Below are 13,360 nucleotides of genomic sequence, written 5' to 3'. Positions count from 1 at the left end.
TAGAAATTTTATTTTAGAACCAGCTACCTATAAAAAGAATAAATAGCCGGTTATTATTATTTACTTAATCAGGGCATATTTAGTAACTGTGCAAATCAGTCAACAAGCAAATATGGGTAATATTTCTTAATTAGAGCAAGTCCATCCGGAGATATTTTATCAATTGTCTTCGGTTTATCTTGCGAACGGCTCTGTTTTTGATTGATTTCTCCCATCAGGCTCCATTTTCTGGTCATATCCTTAGGTTCTTCTGCCTTGAGATTATAGTTGGTAAAATCAATTACATTTTCCCGTCTGTTCTTCTGCCAATCTTTAATCAGTGCCAGACGGAAATCCTTGTTCATAAACCATCTGATTTTCAGATTAGAATCAGAGCCTCCGATACCTGAGCCTTTCTGCTCGAAACGGTAATTGAAAGAATTATCTTTGTAATGATCTCTCCATAATAAGCCGAATTCGCCCTGAGTGATGAACTTAACATCTGGCCAGTTTCGCTTTATCTCATTCAACCAGTCTTTCAGTCCTGAAATATCGATTGGAAGGGACAACTCCCAGCAATTAGTTACCCATGCAAAGCCGTTGAGCTCAAAACCCCTGTCATAGTGCATAGCGGTAGTATATAGCATCTGTGTCAGTCCTGTCAATTTCCCATAAGCCATTAAGGTCTCGATAGGGCCTACACCCATACGGCTGTTGAAGCCATCGGCAAAACCATCTCTACGAGCCGAGAGGAAGTCCATTGTCCATCCGTCCAGATTCACACAGTCAATAAAGTCATCTTTGCCTTGAGCGGGCTTACAAAAATGTTCCTTCGATGGATAGAAAGGATAAGAAACTGCCCCGTCGCCATCCTGATTATCGATAGAGAATTGGCTCCATATATTGCCCTGGCATACATGGATTCCCTCTTTTTCAGCTAAATATTGCTGATTTTCGGCAGCCAGAAAGCCGGCAAGAACACTCTTGGGGCGGAATCCGTTCCCGACTATTTCGCTCACCTTAGCCAGTCCATCGTGTAAATCTTTATTTACCTGTTCGCGTGTGTTATAAGCATTGGCAAAGTATGCACCCGGTATGAATGTAATATCGTCACCATACTTATGGTGATACCCGACTACCAGTTCACGAATCTTCTTATAATTTTCGGTTTGGTCATGCAATGCCAGCCAACTGAATGCCCATGTTATTCTTGCACCCGGAAACTCTGATGATACAGCTTCCCTGAATGCAATTACGCGTTCGGGAGTATGCTCCGAACGTTCGTCCATACCTTCGTTTCTGTCCCTGCTTACCTCAATCTGATTTACACGGATTATAGTATTCAGGGTGAGAAACCGGTTTCCCATCAGCCCTGCCGGTGCAGGCTCCCCCCTACCCTGTCCTTTCAGGGAAGATAGAGAGCCACACCAAACAAAAGTGAAGGTTAATAGAATTAATAAGTTTTTCTTTATCATCTTATAACCGTTAATATATTTTACCAGCCTGGATTATTGGGCAATAAATTCGGATTGAGCTTTGTTTCATCCAAAGGTAGAGAATAATAATAATTTTTAGGTGCCACAAACTTACGGTTTGTAGCAGGTTCTACGATATAGAAACCATTCTCATCCAGTTTTTTTGCACTTTCATCATCCAGCACCTTCAATTCTGCATACTCACTATCTTTATACCTGAAGCCTTTCAAAGCTCCGACCAATTCAGCTTCTGCAGTTTTCCAACGTCTGAGGTCATCACGTCTGAACCCTTCGAATGCAAGTTCTATAGTACGTTCCCTCCGTATCTCGGTCTGCATGTTCAGCCCGTTTGCCTGTACAAATTCGTTTGTAAGGGCAGGCATCTCTACTCCCTTTCGCGAGCGGACTACATTAATTGTATTATTCAGGACTTCATTGCTGATTTTATCATCTTTTTCGAATGTGGCTTCTGCCAGGATAAGTAATACTTCCGCGTAACGGATGATATGATAATCATAGTATGAATCGTTTACCCCGGTTCTTTCTTCTCCCATAAACTTCCAAAGCTTATATCCTGTCTTGGTATTAGGACGGGTCTCAAAACCCGGAGCACTGACCAACTGGCCATCCTGCGGGCTCAGGAATGTTGTCCCAGGTGTCAGGAATGTCTGAGTCATACGCGGGTCGCGATTCTTAAATTCATCTGCCATTCTGCTGTATCCTTCGAATCCGGAACTTGGATCATCTATAGGCAAGCCCGTACTTTTGCACAGATACATCTCAGCCAGCTTTTTTGTCGGAGTACCTCTCTGTCCCCAATATACTCCGTGCGCCTGCGAATGCATGCGTATATCCTTAAAGTAACGGTTGGAAAGAATCGCTTCCGGGGCATCGTCCCCTTCTTCGATAAACAGGTAACGGTAGCTTTCGGCTCCTGAGCCTTCGTACAGGGAATATTCACCACTTGTCCTTACCTTTTCGGCAGCAACGATAGCCTGTTCCAGTACATCCTTATAGTCGGTCCGGTGATTATGATATTTAGCCCAAGTGCCGGCGAACAATGCCACTCTTGCTTTCAGTGCTAATACCGCACCCTGAGTGATACGGCCCTTATCATCGGCTGCCAGCTCACTCTGTTTTGGCAATTTTGTATAGATTGCTTCCAGTTCCGAAAGTATAAAATCTTCTACTTTGGCCTGAGAATCCCTATGAGCAAATAATTCAGGGGAATCCACATTTAATGTTTTAGTAATGACAGGCACGTCAGCGAATCTCTTCATCAAACGCCAGTAGGTATAAGCCCTGAAGAAACGGGCTTCGGCGACATAGCGTTCTATTTCGGAAGGATTGCCTTCGTAGACTTCACTTTTCTCTATAATTTTATTACAATTACGGATATCAGTAAACCGGTCATTCCAATTCCCATCCGAAGGATTTGCGATATATGTCCCATTACTTACACTATTTGCTCCTTCGCCGTAAGCAATATCACTTTCACTGTCGCTTGTATTAAAACTTTCCATCCTGTCATACAAGAGATTTGCCGCTTTCTTATAATCGGCCGGGGTTTTCCAAAACTGAGGATCGCTTAGGTTTTCTTTCGGAAGCAAATCCATATCCTGGCAACCTGACATTACCATTAAAATAGCAATGAGCGCAGAAATTATTGATATATATTTTTTCATGATTATTTACTTTAGCGAAATTTAGAAAACAATATTAACACCTAACGAGTAATTACGGGCAAACGGATAACTCACAAAACTGCCTCCGTCTTCAGGGTCCCATCCGCCGGGCGCATTGTGTATTTCAAAGAGGTCTTCCCCACTGAAGTATATCCTGACTTTCTCCAGTTTCGCTTTCAGTGTATACTTTTTAGGGATAGTATAGCCGACCTGCAAGTTCTTCAACCTGATATACCCTACATTATGTTTGGTGTTGGTAGAGATATAATAGTTATAATTTTTTCTGGTACCATCGTTTGATATAGCCGGATACTTGGCATCGGTTCTTTCTGGCGTCCATGTTTTTCCATACCAGTATTCTGCCGACTGATACCATGGTGCATTAAAAGGTTTACTGGCATCTCCTTCGAGGAACATCGTGCGTTTGCCTACTCCCTGGAAGAATGCGCCTAAGTCGAATCCTTTATATTCAGCATTGAGATTGAATCCGAAGTTGTACCGCGGATTAGTGTTCCCTAAATAAACAAGGTCGCCATCCCCGTCGGCATATTCAGTCAGGTTACCATCGCCGTTCAGGTCTTTGTACTTGGCATCCCCTACTTGTATCCTCTTATCCTGTACGGTTCCGCTATTAGGGAAACGGGACTTGTATTCGGCGAGTTCCTGTTCATTTTGGATAATACCATCAAATACATATCCGAAATATGAATCCATCGGATAGCCGACAGGTGTCCTGTTATTCCCATATCCTATTATAGAGTTCCCGATTCTTTTGGCTATTTCATTCTGAGCATCACTTAAACTCGCTCTTACCGAATATTTGAAATCACCGATCTGGTCTCTCCATCCTAATATGATTTCCCAACCGTGGATTTTCAGTTCTCCACTGTTCGTTGAAGGAGCTGCAATCCCCAAAATGGAAGGATAAGTAATGGAAATCAACATATTCTCATTGGTTTTCCAGAAGTAGTCGAAAGACCCGTATAATCTGTTATTCAGGAAGCTGAAATCTGTACCGACGTTCACAGACCTGATAGTCTCCCATGTACGGGAAGTAGAAACCAGGTTCGACTGATTCGCCATCTGACCTTTTGCTCCATTGCCGAACGGATAATAATTTCTGCTGATATTAATTAGTTCAATGAAATCATAAGGGCCTATATTAGACTGATTTCCCATTTCTCCATAAGAAGCCCTGAATTTGAGGTCGTCGAAGATATTCAGTGGCTTTATAAATGATTCCTCGCCTATACGCCATGTTGCATTTACGCCCGGGAAATATCCCCAACGTTCACCCGGGGCAAACCGGGAACAACCGTCGCCGCGTAATGTACCTTCGATAAAATACTTATTGGCGAATCCATAATTAAGCCTCGAGAAGAAAGAGTTGATGGTCCATGCGTTACCATCACTGGCTGCATCCTGGTCTTCGGGGCTCCCCATGCTGACAGGCATCTGTTCCTGCTGATCGAAATTGATACGCTTTGCCCAGAATTTGTCATAGTCGGCGGATTCATGAGACCCTCCGAACATTATACCTATATCATGTTTTTCAGCAAATATCTTTTTGTACTCTCCATATAACGTAAAGTTTTTAGACAGCGTTTTGGCATAATTACGCTCGGCGCTATTGGGTTTTCTTGCTGTCCTATGATTTACATTTTCCCAATTGTAGCTGTAAAGCATCTTCTGGACTATATACTCATCGGCATCGCTCTTGCGAACTATAGCCCGGCCTATAAGGTTTAGCCCGTCTATGACCTGCCAACGCAATTGGTTGTTGAAAGTAAAATTTCCGGTTGTTCGCCGAGACTCTCCTCCATCTTCCAATACTTGTGCCGGATTATCAAAACCTTCGAAAGTATAGAAGTTTCCTGCCGGATTATATACAGGTGCCCAGCTGCGGGTTTTGTATATCAATTCCCATATATTCTGTCCCTGGCTAATGCCGGAAGAATAGTCCCTGTCGCTAGCCTCATAGGATATATTAAGGTCGTAATTCAGGTTTTTTATTATTTCTATATTGGATTTTGCACGCACAAAATAACGCTTGTCCGAATCTATTCCGAATTTAGGTAATCCCTCTTCTTTCTGGTAACCCAAAGAAATGAGATAGGTATATTTATCTCCCCCTCCGGAAAAGCTGACATTATAATTCTGAATATTGCCATTTCCTATAATATGTTCATTCCAATTCTGGTCTTTATAAAATTTGGGATATGCATTGCCCCAGCGTCCCCATGTGGTTCCGGATGGTATGACTTTATCGCTGCCCTCAAGAATGAGTTGCAATTCGTCCTGTGTATATTCTATCGGAAAGCTGCCGTCTGTGATTTCAAGAGCCATAGCAGCATGTTGATAAAGATTGGCAGATTTTTTCAACAATGCAGGTTTTTTTATCGAATAGTATGCATCGAGGGTTACTTTCAGCTTTTGATTCCTATTTGCTCCTTTCGTGGTAATCAGAACCACCCCGTCGGCAGCACGCGCCCCGTAGATAGCTGCTGTCCCGTCTTTCAGAACAGATATGTTCTCAATATCGGCAGGATTTATCGTACTCAGATCACCTTCTGCTCCATCAATTAAAATTAACGGAGAACCGCCATTGGTTGAAGATATATCACGTACACGCAAAACCGGACTGCTACCTGGGGCTCCGCTTGTACGTATCACGGTAAGGCCCGGAACCTCACCCTGAAGCGCAGAGGCTGCATTTTGTACAGGACGGGACTGGAATACTTTCGAGTCGGCTGTTGCGACAGCTCCTCCCAGATTGGCTCTTTTTACAGTACCGTAACCAATCACAACTACTTCATCCATTTCGCGAACTTCTTCTTTCAGTGATATATTTATAGATCTTCTATTGCCCACAGGCTCTTCATGTTTCAGAAAACCTATCATCGAATAAATCAGAACAGCATTTCCGTCGGGAACATTTATGGAATACTTGCCATCTGTATCGGTGATTGTACCTAATGTAGTATTTTTCAGGACAACACTTACCCCGGGTAATACTTCCCCGTTTGCATCTGTCACTACACCCATTATATTCATTTGCTGCTGATGGGCTTCGCGGGTCTTATTTTCTCCCCTGTTTTTTTCAGTAAGAATAACATCTTTATCAATTACTTTGTATTCTACATTGTAATTTGAAAACAATTCGTCCAGAATAGAAAACACGGCTTTCTTTTTCACTTTTACAGATACCGTACGCTCTACATCGACCAGTTTATTATTGTAGTAAAAGCGAAATTCCGATTGTTTTTCGATTTCGTCCAAAACATCAACTACTTTCTTGTTTTGGATGTCAAGTGATAATGTTACTTGTTGAGCATACGAATGAGCTGCAAAAGAGACATTAATTGACAAAATAAGTAATGCCAACGATAATTTCATAGTAAGAGGAATTTGGTGTAACTTGAGGAAACGGTTACAATATCCCCAAGTTTGTTGGAGATGATGGATTTTTCTCATATTTTTGTTATGCTTTAAGTAAAAAATAAATTGTTTTTCGAATTTGTTTTTTAGCGCGGAAATATGCTGGTAACATGTTTCCGTGTTTTTTTATTAGATTTCTTCCGGTTATTTTTTCATAGGCTGTTAAATTTTTAAGGTTAGTTGGTTTTCAATATATATTCGAGTTGTTTTCCTTTCGTTCTATCGTCTTAATACCACGACAGATTTGGTACCTTTTTCATCTTTCTGGTAAGTTATATTATAATCTATCTGCGATGATATTCTCATATAATCCAGCACCTGATACAATGGTTTGTCTTCGAAGGTTCCGGTGAATGTATAAGTATTTATGATTTTATTTCTCACATCGAACTCCACATTATAGAAACGGGACAATCGCGCCAGTACCTCCGGCATAGGTGTTTTCTTGAATACCAGACGGCTATACATCCAGTCTGTCTCTCTATCCGTATTGGCAGTTACGACCTGCAATTCGTTATCCTGTACAGAATAGATTGCTTTTTGTGAAGGCGACAAGACCGTCTTCGTATCCTTTCCCTGAATATCGACCTGAACACTACCGGCTATAAGCGTTGTCTGAATAACGTTGTCGTCCCTATAGGCCTGCATATTGAATTCTGTTCCGAGCACCTTAATCTGATACTTCTTATCCAGGGTGCTCACTACAAAAGGTATCTCTTCATTATGAGTCACTTTAAAATATGCTTCACCCGTGAGAGTAACATTGCGTTCACTGTCGGTATAATGGGACGGATATGTGATGCTGCTTCCTGAATTAAGACAGACTTCCGTTCCATCGGGAAGCACCAGACGGGTGCGGGAATTGTCATTCGATTCTACTGTAATCATGGATGGAAGGAAGCTCTCCTGCAAGCCCGAATATTGAAAGAAGAAAGAACCTATACCAAGAACTCCGATAATGAAAGATGCTGCTACAGCAACCCGCTGGAGAAATACACGCCTTACTTTTTTCTTAATTTTATTATTTACTATTCGAAATGCGGCTTCGGTATCACGGTTTTTAATCCGTTGCTGTGTCTTTTGAGCATAATATATACGGGCCAGCTGAATAAGGAGTTCTTCATTTCCGGTATCTTTCCTGCTCCATTCTTTGACCAATAACTTCTCCTCTTGCGTTACTTCTCCGGTAATATATCTAAGGAGCAACGACTCATCTGGCATTTCAATATGTGATTTTTCCTCTAATTCCATTTTTTAATATAAGCCTATTTACTATAGGTTTAATTTGCTTTTTATATATACGACACATATATTGTGCACCACCCTAAACTACAAGTCAAGTTTTTTATTAATTTTAATGGCCCTACTTTTCTTGAAAGTTTTATATGCTCATTATTAATGCTTATTATTGATGAAAAAATTATCTTTGTCTGTACCTTAAATATTATGGATGAACAATTGCTTCTAAACGGGATTCAAGAAGGGGATACTAGGGCTTACAAAGAAATGTTTGTTAAGTTCTACTCGCCTCTTTGCGAATATGTCTCACAATTTATTTCTGACGTTGAGGCTGAAGAATTAGTTCAGGATCTCATGTTGCATATATGGGAGAAGAGGAAATATCTGGCTGTCGAAACGTCCCTGAAATCGTATCTGTTCGTTGCTGCCAGAAACCGTACTTTTAATGCAATCAGGAGTCAACAATACAGAAAAAAAGTACATACGATATTATATGAAAAAATAAAAGAGCAATTCGAAGACCCCGATTATTACATGGTAGAAGAACTGGCAATCAGAATACAGTCCGCTATTAAAGAATTGCCTGAAAAATACAAAGAAGTTTTTGAAATGAGCAGGTTTGGAGAAAATACGAATGCAGAAATCGCTGCAAACCTCGGAATATCTATAAAAACGGTGGAATATCGCATAACAAAATCTTTAAAAATACTTCGTATCAAGTTGAAGGATTATATTATTCTGTAAACCAATCAGCTATAGGCAGTGTGCTATAGATGTCGGGATTAGGTATATATAAAGAACTACTTCTATAGCATCTTAGTTCATGTTCGTCAAAGAATGAAACAACTTGGTCATTCAGCATATCAGCAGCCACCAAAGCATTCTTCCTGTCGTAAAGCTTAGTAAATGCGAATTTAGAATAGGTATCAATAAAGGTTTGCTGATAAATATGTCCAACACCTTTGATGTCCCCAACATAATAGGTATCCTGTGCCCCCAAATAGCATGGATGATAAGTTTCTATTTCCCCATGAGCAACCTTTTCTTCTTTAGCTTTTTCTAAGACTATAAGCTGTGATCCAGTCAATATATATCCTTCTTGAGCTACTTTCGCTTCCAATGCTTTTAAACGTAATTGGAAGGTTTGTAAGTTGTGTCTGAGCCAAATACTACGAACACCACCTGCTGAGGCAGCCCACCCTTTTTCTTTAGTTCGTTACTAACTCTTACTTGTCCTAAAGCGGGGTTGTCGATAGCTAAGACTACCACCTGTTCTTCAATAGCTGTGTCAATACGATTTTTAAGAACAGATTTACCGCGAGATATTTCTTGTAATGCTAATTCTCCGCCTTGTTCATATAGCTCTTTAAAGCGATAGAAACTATCCCGACTATAGTCCATAATCTTACAAGCCCTGGATGCATTGCCTAATTGTTGAGCTAATCCTAAAACGCCTAATTTGTTCTTAATGATTTTTTGTGAAGTAGTCATTATTTAATCTTTTTATAATGTTACTGTTTTTATTAGTAACTGTCAGATTAAATCGTGACTATTTCAATTCATTGCCGGAAATAAAGTTCTAAAACAATATGTATCTTTACTATAATATCACTCATTTTTTAAGGTTAACTAATTCGTTTTTTATTGAAATGTTTTCTTTTTGTAGAATTTTTATCTTTTTATCCTGTTCGATGACATATAAAGTCAACTCTTCGATCTTTTGTAAAAGCTTAGCTTGCATTTCTCCTACACTGATGCCATTTTCCAGAATTTCTTTTTCCGATGGAATACCGGGCAGGTGCTGTTTCTCGTTTATATGTTTTTCTACATCCGAAAGTTTCGGTAAATCATAATTCTTATCGAAAACGAAATCAGACCAGCCAGAGGCTTCTATCTTCACTTCTTTAGAACGGATAGTACCATTGACATCGAGGGCGCAACTGGGATTAGATGTTTTTATACCAACACCAAATTCAGTCACAACGAACCAGTCTTTCCATGTATTGTTTGAATCCCATTTTATATTACCAACAACGAATCTGTCGGATATACCAGAATCATCTCCAATATTTACTCTAAGTTCTGTGCGTGCTTTATCCTCACTCACGAATTTTGCCAACCAAATAAAATCAGTATTAAAGTCATTTCCTCCAAAATATAACTTAGAGCCTAAACCCATTTTACCGGGGACTTCAAACTCTCCTACATATATATCGGCTTTTGTTACTATACTATGATTAACCCGCAGATTACCTGTAACCGTCTGGTCTTGTGCATATGTTGCAACAGATAATATAAATAGGATAATCAGTATTATATTATTTTTCATAGTAATATATTATTTTAATGTCTTTTTCAAATTGTTTAACTCTGTTTCCTGAATACTTAATCTTTCCTTTAGTTCTTTGTTCTGTCTATCTTGTTCTATCATATATAGAGTCAGTTCTTCGATCTTCTGTAAAAGTTTAGCTTGTATTTCTCCTACACTGATGCCATTTTCCAGAATTTCATTCTCTGATGGAATATCGGGCAAATGCCCTTTGTCTTTGATGTGTTGTTCTACAGCTTGCAGTGTTGGTAGTTTATAATTCTTGTTGAACACAAAGTCCGCCCATCCTGTAGCTTCTATCTTCACTTCTTTGGAACGTATAGTGCCGTTGACTTCCAGGCGCTCTTTAGGATTTTCAATTCCAATTCCAATGTTACCAATAGAATAGATTGATGATGATTTCATTTTCTTGTTGAAGACAATAGGAGCAGATTCATTAATATCAAAATACGCTAAAGCATCCAATCTATTCCCCCAACCTCCAAAAACAACTCCTCCAGAGAAGTCATTCGCAAAATTTATTGTTACTGAATTGCCTACAGTAGGCACCAATACTCGCCCACCTGTTCCTCTGTCTGAGTTTCTTAATAAAACATCCCCATACACCTTATCTTGATAAAACACGCACTTATCCTGAGCTAATACACTGAAAGTTATCGATATAGAAATTAGCAAAAAAATCTTCCTCATATTTTTTGAATTATTGGTTACTCTTCAATGATTTTATTTCTTTCTCTAGTTCTATCACATACAATGTCAGCTCCTCTATTTTCTGCAATAACTTAGCCTGCATTTCCCCCATACTAATACCATTTTCCAATACATCCGATTCCGATGGCATATCAGGAAGATGCCGATACTCTTTGATATGAGTTTCGACATCTGAAAGTGCAGGGAGTTTATAATCTTTTGCAAAAACAAAATCCGACCACCCTGTAGCTTCTATTTTTACTTCCTTTGCCCGAATAGTACCATTAATGTCAAGTTCTGATTTTGGAAAAGAAACACCAATGCCTATCTTACCATTAACTCCTAAATTTTTATTTACGATTAAATTCCCTTCTGTATTCTGATCTTCATAATATGTAACTATCAAATTTGAGATTTGGCAACCAACAGAACCATCATAAGTCTCTGCAATAAATCTCTGAGATAGACCAAATCCATATCCATTCGGCCGATCCACTGTAAAAACTTTCATATAGTGCAATGACTCATCTGTATTGGAAGTTATATGAAACTCATTGTGCTGTATCCTGAAAGACCAAGAATCTCCATGCGGGCTTTTCCCTACAACCATATTTGTAAATGGCTTCTTTCCTTTTTCATTAGAAACCAAGTCAAATTCTATTTTATATATATCCTTTTCTGTTGAGGTTGTAATTTCCTTACGAACTGAATAAGCTACTTGACCATATACAGTAGAGCTTGCCTTTGGTGGTAGCACTAAAGAACGACTATTTTCCAAGATAAGGTTCGGATCAAATTTTAAAGGATTTTGGGAAGATACATGAACAACACAAAATAAATATACCAAAATCAACAATATCGTCTTGTTCATACTACTTAAGGTTTTAAGATTTAAAGTATGAATATAATTGTTTATTTTTTAACTATTGTTATATAATGTGAAATATTTTAAATAAAATTATATTATCGCAAAAATTTTCCGCTATATATAAAAATAATAAGGATATAAAGCCAAAGAGTCCCTCTTATATAAAGGGTAACAATTAATTGTGATATTTTATTATAGTACAATATGAAGTAATTCTCAGGGGAATCTATAACTTTTTTGAATTAAGTTTGACTAATTAGCAATTTGCGGACACGTACGTCAAAACAAAAACGCTAAATATTTATATATAAATAATTTAGCGTTTGATATTTGTACCCAGAGCCGGGATCGAACCGGCATGGAAGTGAATCCACTGGTGTTTGAGACCAGCGCGTCTACCAATTCCGCCATCTGGGCTTGTGAGGTGCAAAAGTAAACAATATTTTCATATATCAAATACCCTTTCTTAACTTTTTTATAAAAGAGTTGTATATTTTTCTCAATGCTATTGTTCTCTTTTGTTTTGTTTGTACATTCGTATAATGTAACTTTGCATAAATTATAATCAGTATGGATAATAAGAACAACTATTGTGTAATAATGAGTGGCGGTATAGGCAGCCGCTTCTGGCCTTTTAGTAGAGAGGCCCGTCCGAAACAATTTCTGGATTTCTTTGGCACAGGCCGTTCTCTCTTACAAATGACCGTAGATAGGTTCAAGAAAATACTCCCCCTTGAAAATATATACATCGTCACAAATAATGAGTACGCCCAGATGGTTATGGATGAACTCCCTGAACTGAATCAAAGTCAGGTTCTGCTAGAGCCTATGCGCCGAAACACTGCACCCTGCATTGCTTTTGCCACCTATCATATAAATTCTTTTAATCCTGATGCAAATATAGTTGTTGCCCCTTCCGATCATCTGATACTCAAAGAAGATGAGTTCCTTGCAATTATTCAAAAAGCATTCACCTTTGTTGAAAAACATAATACTCTTCTGACTCTTGGCATTCGCCCAAGCCGTCCCGAAACAGGATATGGATACATACAAATGAGTGAAGAACAATTAGATGGGGTAACTAAAGTAAAAGTATTTACAGAGAAACCAAATCTCGAATTGGCTAAAGTATTCTACGAAAGTGGAGAATTCCTATGGAACTCCGGTATTTTTATCTGGAACAACCGTACAATTCTTGATGCATTCCATCAATATCTGCCTGAAATAACAAATCGTTTCGACCTGGGATTAGATGTATTCGGAACCGACAAAGAAAAAGCATTTATTGATGAAAATTTCCCATTCTGCCCCAATATATCCATAGACTATGGAGTGATGGAAAAAGCTGCCAATGTATATGTACAGGCAGCAGATTTCGGATGGTCAGACCTGGGAACATGGGGGTCTTTGTATGAAATATCAGATAAAGACGAAAATGCCAACGCCACATTAATTGCCGAAACCCTATTTTTCGACAGTTCCGAGAATGTAGTTACCCTCCCGTCCGGAAAATTAGCCGTTGTGCAAGGATTAGAGGGCTATATAGTGGCCGAAGCCGACGGCGTCCTTCTTATCTGCAAGAAAGAAGAGGAGCAACGCATCAAACAATTTGTTGCTGACGTTAAACTGAAATATGGAGAAAAATATATTTAAAATA

Annotated in this window: 9 protein-coding genes, 1 tRNA gene and 1 pseudogene; 2 read left to right on the top strand and 9 right to left on the bottom strand. The window is 39.0% G+C overall.

Features of this window, described 5'->3' with window-relative positions; translation table 11 throughout:
* Positions 1-95: 95 nt before the first annotated feature.
* The 4 genes from B3317_RS14830 to B3317_RS14815 form a co-directional block, all read right to left on the bottom strand.
* Entirely contained in the window at positions 96-1,454 is a 1,359-nt protein-coding gene (locus B3317_RS14830) for a DUF3863 domain-containing protein (RefSeq protein WP_291112993.1), read from the bottom strand.
* A gap of 20 nt (positions 1,455-1,474) precedes the next feature.
* Entirely contained in the window at positions 1,475-3,139 is a 1,665-nt protein-coding gene (locus tag B3317_RS14825) for a RagB/SusD family nutrient uptake outer membrane protein (RefSeq protein WP_291112991.1), read from the bottom strand.
* A gap of 21 nt (positions 3,140-3,160) precedes the next feature.
* On the bottom strand, positions 3,161-6,535 hold the full coding sequence (locus tag B3317_RS14820; protein ID WP_291112989.1) for a SusC/RagA family TonB-linked outer membrane protein: 3,375 nt from the start codon (positions 6,533-6,535) through the stop codon (positions 3,161-3,163).
* A gap of 261 nt (positions 6,536-6,796) precedes the next feature.
* The gene (locus B3317_RS14815; RefSeq protein ID WP_291112987.1) at positions 6,797-7,828 is read right to left on the bottom strand and encodes a FecR family protein; all 1,032 of its coding nucleotides are present in this window, start codon (positions 7,826-7,828) and stop codon (positions 6,797-6,799) included.
* A 195-nt stretch (positions 7,829-8,023) separates the two neighbouring features.
* Between B3317_RS14815 and B3317_RS14810 the strand changes: the two genes are divergently transcribed.
* Positions 8,024-8,560, top strand: a complete 537-nt coding sequence (locus B3317_RS14810) for an RNA polymerase sigma-70 factor (protein ID WP_291112985.1) — start codon at positions 8,024-8,026, stop codon at positions 8,558-8,560.
* A gap of 61 nt (positions 8,561-8,621) precedes the next feature.
* On the opposite strand, the pseudogene B3317_RS14805 reads toward B3317_RS14810, so the two are convergent.
* The 5 genes and pseudogenes from B3317_RS14805 to B3317_RS14785 all read right to left on the bottom strand — a co-directional run.
* Positions 8,622-9,307: pseudogene (locus tag B3317_RS14805) on the bottom strand (helix-turn-helix domain-containing protein); the annotation flags it as partial.
* Positions 9,308-9,428: 121 nt separating this feature from the next.
* A complete protein-coding gene (locus tag B3317_RS14800; RefSeq protein WP_291112983.1) occupies positions 9,429-10,145 on the bottom strand; it encodes a hypothetical protein in 717 nt (238 codons plus the stop codon).
* Between the two features lie 9 nt (positions 10,146-10,154).
* Positions 10,155-10,835: a hypothetical protein gene (locus tag B3317_RS14795; RefSeq protein WP_291112981.1), complete on the bottom strand. Its 681-nt coding sequence runs from the start codon at positions 10,833-10,835 to the stop codon at positions 10,155-10,157.
* Positions 10,836-10,845: 10 nt separating this feature from the next.
* Positions 10,846-11,706 carry a hypothetical protein gene (locus B3317_RS14790; RefSeq protein ID WP_291112979.1) on the bottom strand — a complete coding sequence of 287 codons (861 nt, stop codon included), beginning with the start codon at positions 11,704-11,706 and terminating at the stop codon, positions 10,846-10,848.
* A 330-nt stretch (positions 11,707-12,036) separates the two neighbouring features.
* Positions 12,037-12,120 (bottom strand) — tRNA-Leu (locus B3317_RS14785).
* A 153-nt stretch (positions 12,121-12,273) separates the two neighbouring features.
* Between B3317_RS14785 and B3317_RS14780 the strand changes: the two genes are divergently transcribed.
* A complete protein-coding gene (locus B3317_RS14780; RefSeq protein ID WP_291112978.1) occupies positions 12,274-13,356 on the top strand; it encodes a mannose-1-phosphate guanylyltransferase in 1,083 nt (360 codons plus the stop codon).
* Positions 13,357-13,360: the final 4 nt, after the last annotated feature.

It is taken from the genome of Dysgonomonas sp. UBA7710 (genome assembly GCF_002482385.1).
Lineage (GTDB): Bacteria > Bacteroidota > Bacteroidia > Bacteroidales > Dysgonomonadaceae > Dysgonomonas.
Note: the sequence above shows the minus strand (reverse complement) of the source record. Positions and strands in the feature narration are given on the sequence as shown.

Coding starts and splice junctions, on each gene's coding strand:
- B3317_RS14830 (WP_291112993.1), bottom strand. CDS start 1,454: ATGATAAAGAAAAACTTATTAATTCTATTAACCTTCACTTTTGTTTGG.
- B3317_RS14825 (WP_291112991.1), bottom strand. CDS start 3,139: ATGAAAAAATATATATCAATAATTTCTGCGCTCATTGCTATTTTAATG.
- B3317_RS14820 (WP_291112989.1), bottom strand. CDS start 6,535: ATGAAATTATCGTTGGCATTACTTATTTTGTCAATTAATGTCTCTTTT.
- B3317_RS14815 (WP_291112987.1), bottom strand. CDS start 7,828: ATGGAATTAGAGGAAAAATCACATATTGAAATGCCAGATGAGTCGTTG.
- B3317_RS14810 (WP_291112985.1), top strand. CDS start 8,024: ATGGATGAACAATTGCTTCTAAACGGGATTCAAGAAGGGGATACTAGG.
- B3317_RS14800 (WP_291112983.1), bottom strand. CDS start 10,145: ATGAAAAATAATATAATACTGATTATCCTATTTATATTATCTGTTGCA.
- B3317_RS14795 (WP_291112981.1), bottom strand. CDS start 10,835: ATGAGGAAGATTTTTTTGCTAATTTCTATATCGATAACTTTCAGTGTA.
- B3317_RS14790 (WP_291112979.1), bottom strand. CDS start 11,706: ATGAACAAGACGATATTGTTGATTTTGGTATATTTATTTTGTGTTGTT.
- B3317_RS14780 (WP_291112978.1), top strand. CDS start 12,274: ATGGATAATAAGAACAACTATTGTGTAATAATGAGTGGCGGTATAGGC.